The organism is Flavobacterium sp. LM5, from assembly GCF_002017945.1.
GTDB lineage: Bacteria > Bacteroidota > Bacteroidia > Flavobacteriales > Flavobacteriaceae > Flavobacterium > Flavobacterium succinicans.
On sequence record NZ_MUFX01000009.1, the window covers coordinates 15,284 to 36,933 of the forward strand.

Genomic DNA, 21,650 nt, shown 5'->3' on the forward strand with positions numbered 1-21,650 from the left:
AGGCGTCAGTTTGCCAAAAAACGAAGAAAAACATAAAATTAAATGATAATATTTCTAATTGCTGGAATTCTAATTTTAGTTGCAATAATAATTGGAATAGTTTGGTTATGTTTTTGGATTCCGAAAAAATGTGGATATCCAAAATTCGGTAAATATTTCTCAATCTTAGTTGGAACTCTAATTGCAATATTTATTCTAACTGGAATTTTTGAAGATGAACTTTTTTCAAAAAATGACGCCAAAGAACTTTTGAAAGAGCAAAACATTGAATTAGTTGATGAATTTGAACTAACAGAAAACAAATCAATGTCTGGAATTGGAGATTATTATCACACTTTTACTTTGAAGATTACAAATCGAGATAAAAACAAAATAATTGAAGAAATTCAAAAGGCGAAGAATTTTAATAGCGATTTAAAAACTGAAAACTATTTCGAAAACCGAGATGATTATTACAACGGGCCAAAAAGGATAAAAAATTATGAAACTAAAAATCAATTTGTGAGAGAACTTTTTCAACCAAATGGAGATAATTATGCGCCAACTTGGAGAAAAATAGAAATCGACAAAAAAAGTAATTTACTAACATTTGAAGATATAGACAACTAAAAAACCGAACGCCTAACACACGCTACAAGCAAGCTGGGCAATTAGCTTAATATGAAAATAGTCTGTATTTGATGCATTTGTTTTTAACTGAAATATTACGCATCTTTAATCCCAGCCTGCGTGTAGCGCGGGAACGTTATAAGCCATTTTATGAAAAATCTGCATAAAATAACATTTTTCTTTTTCTTACTTCTTATTTCTTGTAAAGAAGAAACGAATTCTGTATTTCCTTTAACTGATTATGACACTGAGATGGAAATGGAAAAAGTATCAAAAGAAATGAACATTTTTGATGATATACTGAATAAGTTATACAGAGAATCTGAAAAAAATCCTAAAAAAACTTTACAGAAAATCGATAGTTTATTTAAAGCTAATGAAAATGAAAAAGACAAATATAAATCTCAAATAAAGGAAAACATTGCAGATGATTTAAGAATGTTTAAAGCTGAATTGCTTTATAATATTGGCGAATATGAAAAATCAATAGAAATTCTAAAAATTGGAACAAGTGGACACGATGAAATTGGATTAGTTTGTAATTATGTAAAACTTAAAAAGTTTGATAAAGCAAAAAGAATTCTTGACAGTATTCCGAATTACACTTTTAATACATTTATTTATGCTAATTTTTATGAATCAATTGGAAAAAAAGATGAAGCATTAAAAATTTATAAAACCATACAAAAAGATAAAGGAATTAATCATTTTGTGTATTATAAACTAGCTGTTGAAAGAATAAATGAATTACAAAAGCAAAATCCAATTTTATTAAATAGTATCTATTACGAAACTGGAAGACCCGATTTCGAGGTTTGTGACGCAGACAATGAAAACAGAACTAAAGTTATTGAATTAGTTAGAGAACTTCCAGAAGTAAAAGACAAATTTGAAAAAAATGCAGGAATTGGAATTGTGGAAGCGCCAAAAGATAATGATAAAAATTATTATTGGGTAAGATTTTATGAAGACAATTCATTGATTTTCAAAACAGAATACAATTTCTTTATTTATCAAAAAACTTTTGAAATCAAATATTTTGACAAAAAAAATAATAAAGTTTTAAGTTTAGCGGAATGGAGAAAAACCAAATAAAAAAAACGGCTTATAACAGGCGTTTGGCAAGATTGCGAATTTTGTAGTAAATTCACGTATATTTCTCGCAAGAAATTTTATCTTTAACAGAAAATAATCGGTTCCGAAGTTCGCAACATCGCCAAGCGCCGGGACGTTATGCCTAATTTAACAACCAACGATGAAAATAATAACCTCAATATTTATAATCCTTACTTTTTTTGGTTGTCAAAAATCATATGAAAAAGAAGAAGTCAAAGCAATTGAAGACATTACAAATGATTATCTTAAAAAAAATCATTTAGACAAATATTATTTAAATCCACCCGATTTCTTTGGAAAACCAACACCTAAAGCAAATATTGACACACTTGATTTTAAAGTGTATTTATCAGATGCTTTAATGCCAATAAACCAAATACGAGAAGACAATAAATGGATGTTTAAAAATAATGATTTGAGCAAATCTGATTCGATCATTTTTTATGGCATTATGAATTCAAAAAAATTTAAAGAACTTGAATATCGTGAATATGATAAATCAAAAATAAAGCTTATAAAACCATATAAACAATTTAACGAAGATGTTAAGCCAGAAGATGATTATTCGAAAATACTTTTTTCTAGAGTTTGCTTCGATGAGAAAATGGAAAATGGAATTGTAGTAATAGATTATTTAATTGGAAATGAAAGCGGATATACAAATGGCTATAATATGTCTTTGCTTATAAAAAAGAAGAACAATAAATGGAGCTATGTAAGCAGAAGATAAAATAAACTAGGCATAACACACGCTACAAGCAATTTGGGTATTTGGCTTAATTTAAAAATGGTTTTGTATTTGGGATGATCTTGCAAATCCGAAGAATAGGCTTAATTTAGTCCCAAACTGCTTGTAGCGCGAGAACGTTAGCAGTAATGCACCCGCTGAATCAAGAATCTAATAAATTATTATGAACTTAAGATTGTTTTTTCTTTTAGTTATTATTGAATCGCTTTGTGTGATTGTTGGATTTTTTGGACTTATTTTATTTTTCTTTCTTTATTTTGGTTCCGGCGCTGGAGCGACTTCTGATAAAGCTATGTTGACGGAAAATATTGCGTTTGTAATCCTATTTTCATTGCCACTGCTTTTTGGAATTTTTAAAGACAGAACTTTAACAGAGAAATTTAAATCCAAAAGTTATTTATACTCAGGCTTGCTCGTAACAATAGTTAGCGGAATATATTTTGGACTGAATATTTAATTGCACTTTTTCTAACAGCTAAAAGTGGACGGAATACATCAATAAAATTGAAATAAAACTGAAATGAAATTTAACTTTGTCAAACCTACTTTAATTTCTTGCGCCATTGGAATTTTTATTCCAGGTTTTACAGCAATTTTATTTTTTTTGTTTCAACTATTGACTGACAAAATCGGCATTGATTGTAGCACTTCTTGGAAATCAATATGGATTTTAACAAGTCTTATTTCTGTAGCGTTGCCATTTGTTTTCATAGAAAATATTAAGAAAACTAATAATCCAACTTTGACAAAACTGACATTATTTAATTTTATCGAATATATTAGTCTACAAGCCTGCTTAGCTCAATTTTTTACTGACTCAAAAACAATATGTTATGGTTCTGGTGGGCAAAATGGAATTGAACTCGTGTTTACAGCTTGGATTGCTTTACCTATTTTGGTTTGCATAAGTTTTGTATTTAAGCATAAATTGGAAAATCATATTGAATAAATGCACTACTGCTAACACACGCTACAACGGATTTGGGCAATTGGCTTAATGGAAAATTGGTTTTGTATTTGGGATGATTTGGCAAATCCGAAAATAGGGCTTAATTTAGTCCCAAACCCGCTGTAGCGCGGGAACGTTGTGCGACACTTTCGAGCGACAGAAAACCGAAAATAAGAACTAAAAATGAAAGAGAATATTTGGGATTTTTTAAACATTATTTATGTTGATTTTTTTATTGGTTTTGGCTTATATTCAATACTTTATTTAATTGTTTCGCTATTTATAAAAAACAAAGCTAAAATTAATTTTGTGGATAAGATAGCGACCAATTTGGTTGTTTTTGCTGGAATTATATATTTTACAAGCTGGATAATTGGAATATATTTTACATTTCAAGAAATAACTGAAGAAGAAAAACAAAGTGTATTAAACAGAATGTTTGGAAAGTATTGGTTTGGTTATTGGTTGCAACCAATATTATGGATTTTTACAACACAAATTTTAAGAATTGACAAAATAAGAGATTCAAAAATATTACGCTTTATTTTTAGTTTAATATTCATACTTTCGATTGAGCGATTCATAATTATTCTAACTTCAATTCATCGAGATTATATAGGAACGAGTTTTGAAATGGAAATTTTTACCTTTTTAAATGTTGAATATGTCTACCAAATTTTAATCAAAATTATAATGTATTTATTATTTGCAGTAATTCTACATTTTACAACTGAACAATTAAAAAAAATAAAATATCATAAAAATGGAAAAGAGAAGTAATAAATGGAAAGTTGGATTTTGGATTTATTTTGCAATTTCAATAATTTCAATTCTTTATTTATTTGTAAAAAATAATAGTAATGAAGTTACTTTGGCATTTACAAAAATGGATAAAATTCTAATTGAACAGGATTTTAAAATGATTTCTGAAATTGTTAATAAAACAGATTTATCAAAAACAGAAATTTTGAACGAAATTGTAAAAGACAAATTATATAAAATAGAAAATACAGAAAATAACAAAATTGAAGTTGGAAAAGTAATTTTAAACTTTGAAAAAGAAAAATTAGTAAAAATTGAAATTAAAAATAGTGAAGTTGATCTTTTACTAAATGGAAAATAGTAGTAAATAAAAAAGCGATCGCACAACAGCTAGTAAGCAATAGTCGGGAATTAGGCTTAATGGAAAAATGGTTTTGTATTTGGCAAATTAGTGATAATCCGAAAATAATTGCTTTATTTAGCCCGACCATCGCCTACTAGCGGGACGTTATGTGCAATAAAAACGAAACAACGAATGGAAATAACAAAAAATCAGAATGACGCAGTTAACGACATTGTAGAAATGGTAGTTGATGTAATTGGAAACGGATCGAGAGAGCTAGATACAACTGAAGCAATTTCAAGTACAGCAAGACTAGCTGGAAGCTTCCTATTTAGGTCATTTGATTTCAACATAGCTGATGCAAAACCAGGCACAGTTATGCTTTCTGAAGAAGCAAACATTAAAGGACCACAACTTGTTAATATTACTCATGCTGTTCTACAAAATTTTGGAATCCAAATTGACAATGACAAAATGTCCAATGGAAGTCAAAAACATGCAGGAAGTAATTTTGTTGACGTTATTGGTAAAATTCAAAACCCAGCATTAACCATTATGAAAATGAGGGAATTGAGTTTCGAACAAATGGCACAATCTACAGCAATTGTAACAGCCTTTATTATACAACAAAGTGGTAATATTGCTCCCGAAGAAGGGTTTGGAATTGCCATATACCATTATATTGAAGGTTCAAAGACCTTCCCCCAGAATTAGGAGAAACAATAAAAAATAGTGACTTAAAAAATGGAGAAGATCAAAAAATAAGTGAAACTCAACCAAAACCTTGGTGGAAAATATGGTAAAATTTACTGCACATAACAGCAGTTACACAAGATGCAAGGATTTAGTGGAATTGCCGTTTCGCATAGAACTTTTTACTTAAATAGAAAATATGCAGTCACGAAGCCTTGCACCTCGTGTAGCTGCGGGACGTTAGTGGCAAGCTTACCTCAAAATCGATAAAAAATTAAAGAACCGATATTTTAATTATTCAATAACATTATTCTCGTTATAATTTTTAAGAAATTCCCTCGTATCTAAAATAGGCAAATAAAATTTATTTATAAATGACCCAGCTGTTTTTGCTATAATTATGCCTCGACCAGAAGATATTGAAATGCCAGCTACAGTTTCCAAAATTACGTTAGGAAAATTAATACCATCGTTTTCAATTTTAACTAAATTTTTAAGATTTTGAATATGGAAATCAAAAGAACCCTTATAATCTAATAATGAAGTTTTCATATCACCATCATCTTTTTGATAATCATATAAAACATTTAAATTTACCGTCATAACTTCTTTCTCAAGATTATGAGAAAACTTTAATCCAACAGAAATCTTTAAAAAGTTTTCATCGAAATTATTTATAAAATCTTCATCAGGTTCTTTAAAGTTAATTTCTTCAATTTTTACCTTAATCAATTTTAATGCAAATTCTAAATCAGACATAACTTTTAATTATAACATTTATCTTTTTTCGTAAAACTAACATCGTCAAAAATGTTTAGTTTTCCACTATATTCCCATATTTTTGAGAAATCATCATCATTGTTATTTGAATTTATTTTTCCCTTAATTTGATATGGAATCGAATAATTTAATTCAATGTTTACTTGTTTTGTTAATTCCGTTTTTAATCCAATAGAGTCATTCAATATGTAATGATTTACATTTTCATACTCTAAAAGTGGAACTTTATCAAATGCTAAAGCTAAATCGACTAATTTACTTATTTTATGGTCAAAATTTCCGTTTAAGATTTGACTAATGTATCCTTTAGAAACTCCTAATTTTTCTGCTAATTGCGTCTTTGTAAGGTTATTTTCTTTTCGGTAATTTTCAATCATTTCAAATAAATCTAATTGAATTTTTGAAATCCAATACTCTTTACTTTTAATTAATTCTTTTCTTTTCATAATTTCTGATAACGTTTCTCCTATTTGAATAAATATAACAAATCTGAAACTTAATCTTTAGTAATTAGACTACTTTTTTTTAGGTATTAAAGAATCTAAATACTGCTTTTTTAACGAGCGAAACCTATTTATATCGTCCTTTTGATTATTTTTGAATCCACCTAAAACTATTATTTTACCATTAGTTTGTTGGATTGCATAAACTCTTAAGTGCTTACTTTTAAATTCATACTCCTTAACTTGTTGTTTTTTTGGCGTAATATCTTTAAACTTAGTTTGTGGTAAAGTTTTATTATTTGCAACATATTCCATATAAGTTAGTAATGTTTTAAATTCACTAATATACGTTGTATCACTTAAATCAGCTTCGAACTTGTCAAGTTGTTTTTGACCATTTACTTCAAGCTGATTAAATGTTTGTTTACCATTTATAGACTCAATATCTTTAAGTGCAAATTTAGACATAAATATGTTTAGCTACAACTAAACTTGTGTTTTTAATAAAATTTTATATTACGCAAGATAAAAAATTAAATCTTACAGAAAAACAATATTAAAATAAAAAGCCAGCCACTAACACACGCTACAAGCAAGCTGGGCAATTGGCTTAATTTGAAAATAGTTTGTATTTGATACATTTGTTTTTAACCAAAAGATTACGCATCTTTAATCCCAGCCTGCGTGTAGCGCGGGAACGTTACCAGCAATATTCCCAAAAATGACGAAAAATTATTATAAATACTTACCGATTTCTAGATTAAGTTACTTGGAGGACGAACTTTTAAGATTTACGCAACCTGGGGATTTAAACGATCCTTTTGAATGTTTACCCAAAAAACCGTCCGCAGAAGAATTAAATAATTTGATTAATTCATTAATTCCCAAAAATGCAAGTAAAGAAGCCGAACTAATAGTTAGAACAAAATTCGATTCTCATTATTTAGATGAACTTTACAAAGCACAATGCGAAAAAGTAAATGAAGATATAGGAATTTTTTCATTATCCAAAGATTGGAAAAGTTCTCTTATGTGGGCTCATTATACTGAATCTCATAAAGGATATTGCGTTGGTTTTGATTCTGATAATATTTTTTTTAGTGATTATTTAAGTGAAAACAAAGAGAACTTTAAATCAATAAAAGAAGTTATATATTCTGAAAAAAGGGTAGAAATTCCAATGATTTTAGGTCAAGTACAAGATTATTACGAACCTTACATTACGAAAAGTGTAGATTGGATTTACGAAGAAGAAATTAGATTATTAACTAATCTAAAATCACGTGATAAATTTGAAAAAAAGAAACCTTTCGACCTTTATCTTTTTAAAGTTCCTCACTCTGCAATAAATGAAATTATTTTAGGAGCAAATATTGAAAGTGACAATGAAAAGGTTATAAAAAAGTTTGCACTAGAAAATAACATACAAATATTCAAGTCGAAAGTATCAAAAACAACTTTTGATATGGAAAGAGAATAAATACTGCTGGTAACAGGCGTTTGGCAAGATTGCGAATTTTGTAGTAAATTCACGTTTATTTCTCGCAAGAAATTTTATCTTTGAAAGAAAATAATCGGTTCCGAAGTTCGCAACCTCGCCAAGCGCGGGAACGTTAGCCGTCATTTTAACAGATTAAGGAGAAAATGAATCGATTTATTTCATATGAAGGATTACCAATTAACTCTGGAGGAGCTCATAGTTTGGGCAAACAAACAGCATTAGAAAACTACACCCAAACTATACAATTTCTAAATCGATTTGCAGATACAAATAAACCTATCAATATTGAGTTGGTTTTATATCAATCAGAAAAAAAACAATACGATACTTTAAAACTTATAGCTAAATTAAGTTGGAAGTTTGGGATACCAAAATTCAAAAATGACGGCTTATTAAATAGCTGGAGTTGGAAATTATCCGAAAACGAAATTGAAAAAGGTTTTGAAATTTTTAAATTAAATAAAGAATTTCCAGAAAACTCAAAAGAACCGTTAGTTTTGAGTTTCTTGTGGTATTTTAGTTTTATTGACCCAAAAACAAAGCAAATTTTGCCTAACCAAGAGAAAATTCCTGAACTAGATTTTAGACTTAAAAATTCTCGTATATATTTAAGAACATCAAATAAATCGACAATATCTGTTTGGTTTGCTTTTCCATTCGAACAACTTGGTAAGTATGAAACAGAATATATTAACGACTTAAAATCCTGTTTGCCTTTTAAACTTTCTGAAAAACATTGGAGAATTTGGAAAAAATCAGAAAAGGGAAATTGGATTCCAAACAAAACCGACATAAAAAACGCCGGCTAACACACGCTACAAGCAAGCTGGGCAATTGGTTTAATTTGAAAATAGTTTGTGTTTGATACATTTGTTTTTAACCGAAAGATTACGCATCTTTAATCCCAGCCTGCGTGTAGCGCGGGAACGTTATAGGGCAGTTGAGCCGAAATTCGCAGGCAAATCCAATTTGAAAATAAACAGTTGTTTCCGCCGCAAGTTTACAAAGCAGAAGCGTGAAAATTGGAAGCGCCAGCAAAGGTTGAAAATAGTATTCTAACGACAAGCAGACGAAAAACGGAAGTGTGAAAACAGAAGTGTGAAAAACGAAACTTACTAAGAGAAACTTGAAAAGCAGACTCTAAAGAAAGTGAACAGACGAAGCAAACCTGAAATTGGGACTCTCCTACTCTAACGTGAAAAATGAAAAAGTGTGAAAGCTGGAATTGGCCAACAGAAGCGTGAAAAATTTGCGGTTTAATAGTAATTTCGACTAAACAACCGCCCTATAACACACGCTACAAGCAAGCTGGGCAATTGGTTTAATTTGAAAATAGTTTGTACTTGATACATTTGTTTTTAACCGAAAGATTACGCATCTTTAATCCCAGCCTGCGTGTAGCGCGGGAACGTTGTAGTGCATTTTAAAAATAACGATGAACCAAGAAATAACAATTTGTGATGAATGCGAATCTGAATATCATAAGGATAGTTCGGAAATGATGGGTCTGTGCCCCGATTGTGCTCATAATTTATACGGATATCCGAATTGTGAACACGAATTTGAGAATGGGAAATGTATCAAATGTGGTTGGAATGGAAAGACATCGGAATACTTGAAAAATAGAGAGACGAAAGATGGAAATTAAATATTGCTGGAGATGCAAAATGGATATTCCAATGCTTGATAAAGAAGAGTTCGCAATCGCATCTAAATTATACTCCAAAGGATTTAGAATTGGAAATGAGAATATACAAGACAGATTTCAAGAATTATTGGATTATTATAACGACCTAACTGGATTTGGAGAGACTGAGCCGAATGCAATAATGCATCACGCAATTGAACAGATTGGACCCGATTGCAAAAATTGCGGAAAGCCATATAGAACACCCAAAGCCATTATTTGTGTTGCGTGTGGGAATAAAAGAAATATTGCGGAATAAAAAAACGCACTACAACACACGCTACAAGCAATTTGGGTATTAGGCATAATTTAAAATTGGTTTTATATTTGGAAGATTTGGCAAATCCGAAAAATGGGCTTAATTTAGTCCCAAACTGCTTTTAGCGCGGGGACGTTGGAGGTAATTGGACCGTGCCACTTAGACTACGACGTTTTTTCACAATGAATTTTCGGGATATTTTTTTGGGATGTTTAGAAGAATAAAGCATTTAGGCTTCAAGTCTTTCGATTGGGAATCGTAGAAAGTTCACTTTCAATACGTTTGACAACGTAAAAGACTTGGCTAAGTTATCGAAAATAAATGACAAAGTCAATACTATATTTATTTTTGCTAACTTAAACATCACCAAGAAAATAGAGCCCTAAAACCCCTATTATTGACTTCGCCTAGCAGGCTTGCTAAGCGCAATAAATAATTGGTTTCATTGAATAGCATTGTGTTGAAAAAAAAAGAGAGGAGTAGTCTATCCAACTCCGTTACTTAATTAAGCGATGGTTGTGCATAATTAAGTAACTACCCCCAACAGCGGCTATGCAAAATGCCTTCCGCTTTTTTAGATAAAAATAGTACAAATTAAAAAATTTGGCTATTTTAGCTATCATTAGTGAAGCGGCGAAAGAAGGCACTTCGCATAGCCGCAAACGTTAGCGGTAATGCGCGAGCAGAATCGTAAATTCAATAACTTAATGCAACATTTTTAATTTTTTAAATTTGTTGTATATGGAAAAGAAACGTAACAGATTAACCTTTGCAGAGCGTGTTATAATCGAGACTTTACTATCCGAAAAGAAGTCAATTTTATATATCGCTAGACAATTAGATCGTAACAGGAGTTCGATCCACAGAGAAGTCAAAAAATGGATTCGTATTCCTAGTGATAAATACCAAGCACATCTTGCCGATTTTTGCGCTAAAGAAGAGTATTTAAACAAAAGAAATCTTGACAAAATAAATACTCATTTTAGGCTAAAAGTGTTTGTATATAGAGGATTACTCAATGATCACTCACCGGAACAAATCGCAGGAAGTATCAAAGATTTATATCCAAATGACCCCATAATGTCTATTTCATATGAAGCAATATATAAGCATATTTACAAGCATAGACAATCTAGATTAGGAAGAAAATTAATCAAACTACTACCCTACAGCCATTCAAAAAGAAGAAATAATAAGAGATTTGGCTCTAAAAGATCTAGAATTAAAGATGCAATTAGTATAGAAATGCGACCAGATATAGACAACAGAAAACAGCTTGGTCATTGGGAAGGAGACCAAATTGTAGGTCTAGGACACAAAAGCGCAATTGCCACAATGGTTGAAAGAAAAACAAGATTTACTTATATCATTTTCCTAAAAGACAGAACATCAGAAACCATGACACAAGCCGTAGCAAAAACCTTAAACATCTTAATTCCAGAGGCAAGAAAAACAATGACGTACGATAATGGAATGGAAATGACTAATCATAAATGGCTTAAAGACAATACAGGAATGGATATCTATTTTGCTCATCCATATTCGCCTTGGGAAAGAGGCACAAATGAAAACACAAACGGGCTAATAAGACGATATTTTCCGAAGAAAACTGACTTTAATAACATTACCGAACAACAGCTAAATCAAGTTCAAAATAAACTTAATAATAGGCCAAGAAAAGTATTAGGATATAAAACACCAGCATACATGTTGGAACTAGAAATAAACAAGATCAAATACCTCAATTTAAAACCAAATTAGTATTTTTGATCATCACTAAAAAGACCAACTGTTGCATTAAGGTCTTGAATCCACCAATCAGAGCATAGAACAACTATCTTTAACAATGAAAACAAATAGTAATAAAATAAATTCAATTATAAGCGAAGAAGATCACTTCCGCATTGAATCTATTTGCGAAAGATTGAAAGGTTCAGTCTCTATTGTTGAAATTATTAATTGGTTGAAAAATTTTAAAGAATTTGAAGTAAACAAAGCTTTATCTATTCTTGAAAAACTTGAATACATTTCAGAAAATGAAATAATTGAATTTTATGATGTAGGGCTAAAAAAAATATTAGAAGATAATAATGATGATATAATATTACATGCGGTTTCCGAATATGGAAAAAGCAGTACTTTAATGGTATATTATTTTAAAAAAACTCCTACATTCAAAAAATTTGAAAGCAGAATAGATTTCTATTTTCACTATAACAATTTTAAACATAAATTAAAAAAAATTAATACAAATACAAGTATAATTTTTCTTGATGATTTTTCTGGCTCTGGAAAACAATTTAATAATTATTATAAGACTTTTGTTAAACCACAAATAACTAATAATAAATATATCAATAAACTTTTTTTTCTCACTCTCTTTTTTTTACCAAAAGCAAAAAATGCTATTTTTAAATCACATCCTGAAATAAATCTAATTGGTGAGATTAGAAATCCCGCTTTTCTTAATAATGGTTCCGTATTTGGATATAGAAATTCTATGTTGCCTTTTAGAGATTTATGTTATAAATATGGCAAAGATTTATTTTCAACTTATAATAAAGAAACTAAAACTAATGAATTACACCCACTAGGATATGGAAACAGCCAAGCTTTGATTGTTTTTGCATATAATGTGCCTAATAATACACTTCCAATTATATGGTCAAGTAGAAATTGGATTCCATTATATCCAAGAGTTCCGAATCTAAAGATTTCCAGATCTAAAACTATTAGAAAAGAATTAGCTCACGAAATGGGATTAATAAAAAATTCAGAAATAGCTAATGTATTATATTCAGGAGAGAATGATTTAGGTTGGAAGACTGTTAACTTTATAACCAAAACTGATTTTGTAACTTACTCGATAATTAAAATGTTAAAACAGAAAAGAACAATTCCTGTAATTTGTCAAATTTTAGGTATTACAGAAAATGATTATGTCGATTTAATTACAGAAAAAAAAGATCTATTCGAAGACAATAAAACTTTGACTGAATATGGAAATAGTGTATATTTAGAAATTAAAAATCAATTAAAACTTGTAAAAAAAGAAATATCAAAAAATGATTTATCATTTGAAATAAAAAATTCAGAATATTTACCTAAAAATTTTAAAGGAGTGACATAATAGATTTAGCTATTTTTTTACTTTATGTAAAAGCTGTAGACTAGTTGTCTATAGATGTTTTTAATGTTAGCTTATATCGTTTAAATAGTGAAACACTAAAGGTTCCACTACTCAAAGCAGAGCTTTGTCAAATGAAATCGTAAATTCCGTTATGTCCACTTCTTTATACAAAACCGTAGAATTAATTAATAATAGCGACCATAGTTTAGAATATAAAACTCTATTAATTAATTATTCCCAAGATTTAACTTCTAAAAACTTACCAATAATCTTTGATGCATTTCATTTAGCAGTTATGATTGGTATTCAACCCTATAGAATAATTAATCTAATAAGAGATAGAGATGCTCTTTATCATACATATAAAATTAGAAAAAAAAGTGGTGGATATCGTTGGATTATGAGTCCCCAAAATGATTTGAAAAATATTCAAAATTGGATAAAAACAAATATTCTAGAAAAAGTAGAAATTCATGAATCAGCTAATGGATTTACAAAAGATAAATCAATTATTACCAATGCAAATGAACATATAGGAAAGGAAATAGTACTAAATATAGATTTATACCGTTTTTTTGACACAATTACAGAAAAAAGAGTTTATGGTTTGTTTAAAATGCTGGGTTATACAGAAAAACTATCTTACGACTTAGCTAGACTTATGTGTGTTAATGCACCAAAAAAATATTGGAAGGAAATCAAAAAAGAGAATAAACTAAATAAAAAAATAATAAAATTAAAATCTCCTGTTTTACCTCAAGGAGCGCCAACAAGTCCTATAATTTCAAATTTATTGGCTAAAAACTTAGACATTTCAATATTTGAATATTGTAATAAATCAAATTTATCATACACAAGATATGCAGATGATATGACGATTTCTGGCGATAAAAAAGATTTGCCTAATTTGAAACTTATTAAAGGTATTATTCGAAAAAATGGATTTACAGTTAATATAAAGAAAATAAAATACATTTCAAATCATAAAAAGCAAACCGTAACAGGTATAACCGTCAATAATGGCCTCTTCGTAGATAAAAAAATATTAAAAGAAGTAAATCAAGAGTTATATTATTGTATAAAGTTTGGTTATATAAATCATTTGAAATTTAAGTTTCAAAATTCAAAAATTAAATCAAATTATAAGGATTGGCTATATGGCAAGATCTGTTTTATATATTCTGTCGAAAATAAAACTGGAGAAGAATTATTTAAAAAATTTAATCTGATTGACTGGAGTATATAAAAGCACTACCGCTAACACACGCTACAAGCAAGCTGGGCAATTGGTTTAATTTGAAAATAGTTTGTATTTGATACATTTGTTTTTAACCGAAAGATTACGCATCTTTAATCCCAGCCCGCGTGTAGCGCGGGAACGTTATGCCGCATTGCTCCGTTGAAAAGACACAGCCGACATCAACCAGACGTTTTGCAACTGAAAAGATAATTATGAGCTAGCGAGCGTGCCGACGCAAATCAAGCTCGGAATCTGACAGCGAAATGTGAAAGACAAGCAAATGTGAATCACTTTGCGGAAAACAGAAAGCGGAAAATTTTTTCGTTTTTTTTTTTGAGTTTTAATGGAAAAACATCATTCTGACGACAAACAGCAAACGGAAAAGCGACCAAAATTGAAACGTGGAAAAGTTGCTGACATTGGGCTGGAAAATTGGAAAGGATGAACTTTGGTGCTTTTCAGACGTGTCGCAACGCTGCATAACACACGTTACACGCGATTTGGGCATTTGGCTTTATCTGAAAATTGGTTTTGTATTTGGAAGTTTTGGCTTATCCGAAAAATAACGCTACTTTAGACCCAAACCGCGTGTAGCGCGGGAACGTTATAGGGCAGTTGAGCCGAAATTACGCAGGCAAATCCAATTTGAAAATAAACAGTTATTTCCGCCGCACGTTTACAAAGCAGAAGCGTGAAAATTGGAAGAGCCAGCAAACGTTAAAAATAGGATTCTAACGACAAGCAGACGAAAATCTGAAGTGTGAAAACGGAAGTATGAAAACGTAAGTGTGAAAATTGGACTTTGCCAACAGAAGCGTGAAAAGCTGAAGTGTGAAAAACGAAACTTACCAAACAAAACTTGAAAAGCAGGCTCTAAAGAAAGTGAACAGACGAAGCAAACCTGAAATTGATTCACGCCTACTCTAACGTGAAAAATGAAAAAGTGTGAAAGCTGGAATTGACCAACAGAAGCGTGAAAAATTTGCGGTTTAATAGTAATTTCGACTAAACAACCGCCCTATAACACACGCTACAAGCAAGCTGGGCAATTGGTTTAATTTGAAAATAGTTTGTACTTGATACATTTGTTTTTAACCGAAAGATTACGCATCTTTAATCCCAGCCTGCGTGTAGCGCGGGAACGTTATAGGGCAGTTGAGCCGAAATTCGTAAATTCAATAACTTAATGCAACATTTTTAATTTTTTAAATTTGTTGTATATGGAAAAGAAACGTAACAGATTAACCTTTGCAGAGCGTGTTATAATCGAGACTTTACTATCCGAAAAGAAGTCAATTTTATATATCGCTAGACAATTAGATCGTAACAGGAGTTCGATCCACAGAGAAGTCAAAAAATGGATTCGTATTCCTAGTGATAAATACCAAGCACATCTTGCCGATTTTTGCGCTAAAGAAGAGTATTTAAACAAAAGAAATCTTGACAAAATAAATACTCATTTTAGGCTAAAAGTGTTTGTATATAGAGGATTACTCAATGATCACTCACCGGAACAAATCGCAGGAAGTATCAAAGATTTATATCCAAATGACCCCATAATGTCTATTTCATATGAAGCAATATATAAGCATATTTACAAGCATAGACAATCTAGATTAGGAAGAAAATTAATCAAACTACTACCCTACAGCCATTCAAAAAGAAGAAATAATAAGAGATTTGGCTCTAAAAGATCTAGAATTAAAGATGCAATTAGTATAGAAATGCGACCAGATATAGACAACAGAAAACAGCTTGGTCATTGGGAAGGAGACCAAATTGTAGGTCTAGGACACAAAAGCGCAATTGCCACAATGGTTGAAAGAAAAACAAGATTTACTTATATCATTTTCCTAAAAGACAGAACATCAGAAACCATGACACAAGCCGTAGCAAAAACCTTAAACATCTTAATTCCAGAGGCAAGAAAAACAATGACGTACGATAATGGAATGGAAATGACTAATCATAAATGGCTTAAAGACAATACAGGAATGGATATCTATTTTGCTCATCCATATTCGCCTTGGGAAAGAGGCACAAATGAAAACACAAACGGGCTAATAAGACGATATTTTCCGAAGAAAACTGACTTTAATAACATTACCGAACAACAGCTAAATCAAGTTCAAAATAAACTTAATAATAGGCCAAGAAAAGTATTAGGATATAAAACACCAGCATACATGTTGGAACTAGAAATAAACAAGATCAAATACCTCAATTTAAAACCAAATTAGTATTTTTGATCATCACTAAAAAGACCAACTGTTGCATTAAGGTCTTGAATCCACCATTACACAGGCAAATCCAATTTGAAAATAAACAGTTGTTTCCGCCGAATGTTTTCAAAGCAGAAGCGTGAAAATTGGAAGCGCCAGCAAACGTTGAAAATTGGATTCTAACGACAAGCAGACGAAAAACGGAAGTGTGAAAACGGAAATGTGAATATTGCACTTTGCCAACAGAAACGTGAAAAGCTGAAGTGTGAAAAACGAAACTTACCAAGCAAAACTTGAAAAGGAGACTCTAACGAAAGTGAACAGGCGAAGCAAATCTAAAATTGGGACTTGCCTACTCTAACGTAAAAAATGAAAAAGTGTGAAAGCTGGAATTGACCAACAGAAGCGTGAAAAATTTGCGGTTTAATAGTAATTTCGACTAAACAACCGCCCTATAACACACGCTACAAGCAAGCTGGGCATTTGGCTTAATTTGAAAATGGTTTTGTATTTAATACATTTGTTTTTAACCGAAAGATTACGCATCTTTAATCCCAGCCTGCGTGTAGAGCGGGAACGTTAAGCGGGAGTTGAAAGCCGAAATTACGCAGAAGAAATCCATTAGAAAACAAGCATTTGTTTCCGCAAGAAATTGACAAAGCTGAAGCGTGAAAATTGGAAGCGCCAAAAGAAGCTGGAAAGTTGAAACCTGAAAAGCAGAAGTGTGAAAATTGGAGTGGAAAAACAGAAACTCGGAAAACAGAAGCGTGAAAATTGGAAACGTGAAAATTGGAATCTGACAATAGAAACTTGGAAAAAAGAAGCGTGAAAATTGGAACCAAATAACAGAAAACTAAAAGCAAATGTGGAAGTTGAAAATAGCAAACCGAAATACAGAAGCGTGAAAAATTTGCGGTTAAATTGTAATTCCGACTAAACAACCCCCGCTTAACACACGCTACAAGCAAGCTGGGCAATTGGCTTAATTTGAAAATAGTTTGTATTTGATACATTTGTTTTTAACCGAAAGATTACGCATCTTTAATCCCAGCCTGCGTGTAGCGCGGGAACGTTGTGCGTCATTTTACCGCAGAAGCGAGGAGAAAAAAAACAAATTATGGAAATTACTCTACATAAATTATCAGTTGATACTGATTCTTTACCTTACGATGAACTAATTAAAGCATTTACAAATTTTGAGTTCACAAATGAATCTTATTATACGGAAGAAAAAATAAAAGGTGGTGGTGGATATAACTGTGTTGAAATTAAGATTATTGTTGAAAATAAAAATCCTAATTATGGCGCTTTGAGACTTATTTGGGAAGTTTCAGATAAAGAAATTTCAATGGAATTTTTTGACGCAATTGTTTCTACAATTAAAAATATTTCAAAAGATTGCAATAATTCTTTAGTTTTTAGAATTGTTGGAGGTTCATATGATATAGTAGATGGTAGTAGAAGAAAGTTCGAATATGCAACATTTAACGCAATTGCTAAATTAATTGATTTCAAATAAAAAAACGAACGCACAACAGGCGTTTGGCAAGATTGCGAATTTTGTAGTAAATACACGTTTATTTATCGCAAGAAATTTTATCTTTGATAGAAAATAATCAGTTCCGAAGTTCGCAACCTCGCCAAGCGCCGGAACGTTAGGCGATATCTTACCAAAAACACTCAAACTATGGAAATAATTGTACTAGAAGGGCATTCAAACAAAGGAAAAACGACAACGATCGGTTTATTACACCAAATATTATTGCAAAATGGAGGGACATCAACTAATAAACAACCTCTTGGTGGAGATCAAAATGATTTTTCTGACATTGTAGTAAACTATAAAAATCTAAAGATTGCAATTTTTACTATGGGAGATAATTCGACTTCCATATCCCAAGCAATTGTACAATATGACAGTTTAGGCTGTAACTTCTTTATCTGTTCACTAAGTACCGGAACTCCAAAAATAAGAGCTCATAATAGAATAAATCAATATCAAAATACTAGAATTCAAAAGACGCTTTCATCTCAAAATATATCTGAAAACCAAGCTAACAATAATGATGCGAATCAATTATTTCAATTGATCTAATATGGTATTAACAAATCTAAAAGAACTATACAAAAATTTAAAAATAAACAACGAAACATACTATTTATTCCATTTTACAAAAAACAGTGTTCGCTTTGAAATTCTATTTGATATTTTCCAAGTACCATTTCAATTGCATTTTTTACAAAAAGATACTAGTTTTTCTTTTTATGTAATAGTTGAAAAAGGATTTACAATCAATGAAATTTTAAATAGAGGAACTTACAAAGAACTCTGTGAAACTTTAAAATTAAAATTTGAGACAGGTAATCCATTCAGTCCTAAATCTTTCTTTGAAGAATTTAATTTAAAAATCCCTATCTATCAAAATAGAGAAAAAAAAGAACGAGAATTATTTCCATTTTATCAGAATAATATTGAGGAATCTGAAAAACTCTATTATGATGGAACTATCGAATGGAACAAAATAAAAAACGGCAAAACTGTAACCAATAAAAATCTCGAAAAAACGAGAATTCTTTATCCTGAACTTTATGAATGGAGCAAACGAGAAAATATTAGTATAAGATATACACACACGAGAAAAAATAATGAAAAAAATCTTATAAATATGATAAAAAAAGACATCGCCTAACCGCCGTTTGGCAATATGGCGGGTTTAGGTTTAATTTTAAAGTTGGTTTTGTGTCTGAAAGTTCAGTCATTAACCGAAAGTTTAGGCTTCCTTAATCCGCCACATCGCCAAGCGGCCTAACGTTAGGGTATATAGCTCCGTTGAAAAGACACAGCCGACATCAACCAGACGTTTTGCAACTGAAAAAATAATAATAAACTAGCTAGCGTGCCGACGCAAATCAAGCTCAGAATCTGACATCGAAATGCGAAAGAAAAGCAAATTTGAATCACTTTGCGAAAAACAGAAAGTGGAAAAATTTTTCGCTTTTTTTTTTGAGTTTTAATAGAAAAACATAATTCCGAAGACAAACACAAAACCGAAAAGTTACCGAAATTGAAACGTGGAAAAGTTGCCGAAATTGGACTGGAAAATTGGAATGGATGGACTTTGGTGCTTTTCAAACGTGTCGCTACACACCCTAACACACGCTACAAGCGATTTGGGCAATTGGTTTAATGGGAAAATTGGTTTGTATTTGGAAGTTTTGGCTAATCCGAAAATTAACGCTAATTTAGTCCCAAACCGCGTGTAGCGCGGGAACGTTAGGGTGTATAGCTCCGTTGAAAAGAAACAGCCGACATCAACCAGACGTTTTGCAACTGAAAAAATAATAATGAACTAGCTAGCGTGCCGACTCAAATCAAGCTCAGAATCTGACATCGAAATGCGAAAGACAAGCAAATGTGAATCACTTTTCGGAAAACAGAAAGCGGAAAAATTTTTCGTTTTTATTTTGAGTTTTAATGGAAAAACATAATTCCGAAGACAAACAGAAAACTGAAAAGTTACCGAAATTGAAACATGGAAAAGTTGCCGACATTGGACTGGAAAATTGGAACGGATGAACTTTGGTGCTTTTCAAACGTGTCGCTACACACCCTAACAAACGCTACAAGCGATTTGGGCAATTGGTTTAATGGGAAAATTGGTTCGTATTTGGAAGTTTTGGCTAATCCGAAAATTAACGCTAATTTAGTCCCAAACCGCGTGTAGCGCGGGAACGTTAGCAGCAACCACAAAACGACAATGACACAAGAAAAGATTTCCGTTTTTTTTGATACAAATTCTTATCGACAGATTGTTTTAGAGAAAACTGAAACAGAAATTGTTAGTCTATTCAAGGAACTAAATGTTGCCGAAAAAGGAAATAATATTGAGGCAATTTCTACTTTCACAGTAAATTTGGAATTAATGGCAAATTTGGTCGAAGATGAAAGTGGTTTGAATCATAAAAATTGTTTAAACAGTTTACAATTTTTAAGTAATCACTGTTACGATTCAGAGAAAGATGAAATTAGAATTTGTGCAATCCCTTTTTTCCAAGTTTCAGCAATGATGTTCGGAGCTTTGCCGATTGACTTCGACAAAAGTTCAAAAAAGTTCTCAAAACTTATAGAATCGTTTAAATCATTTGAAAATAAAAAACCAAAGATTAGTAAAGAAGTTTATGAATTCGTGAAAAATAATTTACAAAAGCACGAATTGGGTTTTGCTACTACTTTGTCCGAGTTGCTTTCTGCTGCTAACCTAGCAATGAAAAAAAATTATCCAAATTTAAATTCAAAAACTAGACGGAAAAAACTTATTGATCATTTTAAAGCTGATTCTTATGCTCAACATCTAGCTTTACAAACATTGAAAATTATTTCTGAAAATTTAGAAATAAAATTATCTGACGAAGAACTCCAAAATCGTGCATACTTCTTGAGAACAGAATTACCAATCTCTTCAGGATTTTTTCAATGGATTCTCTGTAAAATGATTGAAGACAACATTGATATTTTTTCAAAAAGTTCGAAAACTAAAAGATGGAATTGGTTATGGGATTATCAAATCTCATACGTGATTTCAAACAATACAATAAACGAAGGGAAAATGTTAATTATAACATCAGACAAAGAAATGATTGAAGTTTTAAAATTAAACAATTTAGAAAATAATGTAATGACCATCTCTGAATATTTAAAATTTCTAAACATAAACAATGGCAGCTGCTAACAGGCGTTTGGCAAGATTGCGAATTTTGTAGTAAATTCACGTTTACATTTCGCAAGAAATTTTATCTTTGATAGAAAATAATCGGTTTCGAAGTTCGCAACCTCGCCAAGCGCCGGAACGTTAGGGTGTATAGCTCCGTTGAAAAGACACAGCCGACATCAACCAGACGTTTTGCAACTGAAAAATAGTAATGAACTAGCTAGCGTGCCGACGCAAATCAAGCTCAGAATCTGACATCGAAATGCGAAAGACAAGCAAATGTGAATCACTTTGCGGAAAACAGAAAGCGGAAAAATTTTTCGTTTTTATTTTGAGTTTTAATGGAAAAACATATTCCGAAGACAAACAGAAAACTGAAAAGTTACCGAAATTGAAACGTGGAAAAGTTGCCGACATTGGGCTGGAAAATTGGAACGGATGAACTTTCGTGCTTTTCAA

At 31.0% G+C, this 21,650-nt stretch carries 23 protein-coding genes; 20 read left to right on the top strand and 3 right to left on the bottom strand.

The features are described 5' to 3' along the window. Nucleotides 1-42: 42 nt before the first annotated feature. The 8 genes from BXU11_RS15975 (at nucleotide 43) to BXU11_RS16010 (ending at nucleotide 5,241) form a co-directional block, all read left to right on the top strand. A complete protein-coding gene (locus BXU11_RS15975; protein WP_078213260.1) occupies nucleotides 43-609 on the top strand; it encodes a hypothetical protein in 567 nt (188 codons plus the stop codon). 150 nt (nucleotides 610-759) lie between these two features. Then, the gene (locus BXU11_RS15980; RefSeq protein ID WP_139363529.1) at nucleotides 760-1,704 is read left to right on the top strand and encodes a lipopolysaccharide assembly protein LapB; all 945 of its coding nucleotides are present in this window, start codon (nucleotides 760-762) and stop codon (nucleotides 1,702-1,704) included. Between the two features lie 160 nt (nucleotides 1,705-1,864). Further along, entirely contained in the window at nucleotides 1,865-2,455 is a 591-nt protein-coding gene (locus BXU11_RS15985; protein WP_078213262.1) for a hypothetical protein, read from the top strand. Between the two features lie 181 nt (nucleotides 2,456-2,636). Beyond that, on the top strand, nucleotides 2,637-2,930 hold the full coding sequence (locus BXU11_RS15990) for a hypothetical protein (protein ID WP_139363530.1): 294 nt from the start codon (nucleotides 2,637-2,639) through the stop codon (nucleotides 2,928-2,930). A gap of 63 nt (nucleotides 2,931-2,993) precedes the next feature. Further along, on the top strand, nucleotides 2,994-3,422 hold the full coding sequence (locus tag BXU11_RS15995) for a hypothetical protein (RefSeq protein ID WP_078213264.1): 429 nt from the start codon (nucleotides 2,994-2,996) through the stop codon (nucleotides 3,420-3,422). 183 nt (nucleotides 3,423-3,605) lie between these two features. Beyond that, complete coding sequence (locus BXU11_RS16000) at nucleotides 3,606-4,202, top strand: hypothetical protein (RefSeq protein WP_078213265.1); 597 nt, start codon at nucleotides 3,606-3,608, stop codon at nucleotides 4,200-4,202. Then, a complete protein-coding gene (locus BXU11_RS16005; RefSeq protein WP_078213266.1) occupies nucleotides 4,186-4,545 on the top strand; it encodes a hypothetical protein in 360 nt (119 codons plus the stop codon). Before BXU11_RS16000 ends, BXU11_RS16005 begins: the two co-directional genes overlap by 17 nt. A gap of 174 nt (nucleotides 4,546-4,719) precedes the next feature. Further along, entirely contained in the window at nucleotides 4,720-5,241 is a 522-nt protein-coding gene (locus BXU11_RS16010; protein WP_139363531.1) for a hypothetical protein, read from the top strand. 273 nt (nucleotides 5,242-5,514) lie between these two features. Here the strand turns inward: BXU11_RS16010 and BXU11_RS16015 are convergent, their stop codons facing one another. The 3 genes from BXU11_RS16015 to BXU11_RS16025 form a co-directional block, all read right to left on the bottom strand. Then, nucleotides 5,515-5,979, bottom strand: coding sequence for a hypothetical protein (locus tag BXU11_RS16015; RefSeq protein WP_078213268.1), 465 nt, complete (start codon nucleotides 5,977-5,979; stop codon nucleotides 5,515-5,517). A 5-nt stretch (nucleotides 5,980-5,984) separates the two neighbouring features. Beyond that, nucleotides 5,985-6,446 (bottom strand): helix-turn-helix domain-containing protein, encoded by a 462-nt coding sequence (locus BXU11_RS16020; RefSeq protein ID WP_078213269.1) that lies wholly within the window; start codon nucleotides 6,444-6,446, stop codon nucleotides 5,985-5,987. A 69-nt stretch (nucleotides 6,447-6,515) separates the two neighbouring features. Continuing rightward, entirely contained in the window at nucleotides 6,516-6,911 is a 396-nt protein-coding gene (locus tag BXU11_RS16025) for a hypothetical protein (RefSeq protein WP_078213270.1), read from the bottom strand. Between the two features lie 253 nt (nucleotides 6,912-7,164). Here BXU11_RS16025 and BXU11_RS16030 point away from each other — a divergent pair, with 253 nt between their 5' ends. The 12 genes from BXU11_RS16030 (at nucleotide 7,165) to BXU11_RS16105 (ending at nucleotide 21,212) form a co-directional block, all read left to right on the top strand. Beyond that, a complete protein-coding gene (locus tag BXU11_RS16030; RefSeq protein WP_078213271.1) occupies nucleotides 7,165-7,923 on the top strand; it encodes a DUF2971 domain-containing protein in 759 nt (252 codons plus the stop codon). A gap of 164 nt (nucleotides 7,924-8,087) precedes the next feature. After that, entirely contained in the window at nucleotides 8,088-8,753 is a 666-nt protein-coding gene (locus BXU11_RS16035; protein ID WP_078213272.1) for a hypothetical protein, read from the top strand. A gap of 870 nt (nucleotides 8,754-9,623) precedes the next feature. Then, a complete protein-coding gene (locus BXU11_RS16045; RefSeq protein ID WP_223253756.1) occupies nucleotides 9,624-9,890 on the top strand; it encodes a hypothetical protein in 267 nt (88 codons plus the stop codon). A gap of 741 nt (nucleotides 9,891-10,631) precedes the next feature. After that, the gene (locus BXU11_RS16050) at nucleotides 10,632-11,651 is read left to right on the top strand and encodes an IS30 family transposase (RefSeq protein WP_078213003.1); all 1,020 of its coding nucleotides are present in this window, start codon (nucleotides 10,632-10,634) and stop codon (nucleotides 11,649-11,651) included. An 85-nt stretch (nucleotides 11,652-11,736) separates the two neighbouring features. Further along, nucleotides 11,737-13,020, top strand: coding sequence for a hypothetical protein (locus tag BXU11_RS16055; RefSeq protein ID WP_078213275.1), 1,284 nt, complete (start codon nucleotides 11,737-11,739; stop codon nucleotides 13,018-13,020). 124 nt (nucleotides 13,021-13,144) lie between these two features. Next, a complete protein-coding gene (locus BXU11_RS16060) occupies nucleotides 13,145-14,266 on the top strand; it encodes a reverse transcriptase family protein (RefSeq protein ID WP_139363532.1) in 1,122 nt (373 codons plus the stop codon). A gap of 1,214 nt (nucleotides 14,267-15,480) precedes the next feature. Beyond that, the gene (locus BXU11_RS16065) at nucleotides 15,481-16,500 is read left to right on the top strand and encodes an IS30 family transposase (protein ID WP_078213003.1); all 1,020 of its coding nucleotides are present in this window, start codon (nucleotides 15,481-15,483) and stop codon (nucleotides 16,498-16,500) included. A 1,099-nt stretch (nucleotides 16,501-17,599) separates the two neighbouring features. Then, a complete protein-coding gene (locus tag BXU11_RS16080; RefSeq protein WP_078213279.1) occupies nucleotides 17,600-18,001 on the top strand; it encodes a hypothetical protein in 402 nt (133 codons plus the stop codon). Nucleotides 18,002-18,169: 168 nt separating this feature from the next. Continuing rightward, complete coding sequence (locus BXU11_RS16090; protein ID WP_078213281.1) at nucleotides 18,170-18,577, top strand: hypothetical protein; 408 nt, start codon at nucleotides 18,170-18,172, stop codon at nucleotides 18,575-18,577. A gap of 1 nt (nucleotide 18,578) precedes the next feature. After that, nucleotides 18,579-19,172: a DUF6037 family protein gene (locus BXU11_RS16095; RefSeq protein ID WP_078213282.1), complete on the top strand. Its 594-nt coding sequence runs from the start codon at nucleotides 18,579-18,581 to the stop codon at nucleotides 19,170-19,172. 375 nt (nucleotides 19,173-19,547) lie between these two features. Then, complete coding sequence (locus BXU11_RS18435; RefSeq protein ID WP_255373954.1) at nucleotides 19,548-19,670, top strand: hypothetical protein; 123 nt, start codon at nucleotides 19,548-19,550, stop codon at nucleotides 19,668-19,670. A 570-nt stretch (nucleotides 19,671-20,240) separates the two neighbouring features. Further along, a complete protein-coding gene (locus BXU11_RS16105) occupies nucleotides 20,241-21,212 on the top strand; it encodes a hypothetical protein (RefSeq protein WP_078213284.1) in 972 nt (323 codons plus the stop codon). Nucleotides 21,213-21,650: the final 438 nt, after the last annotated feature.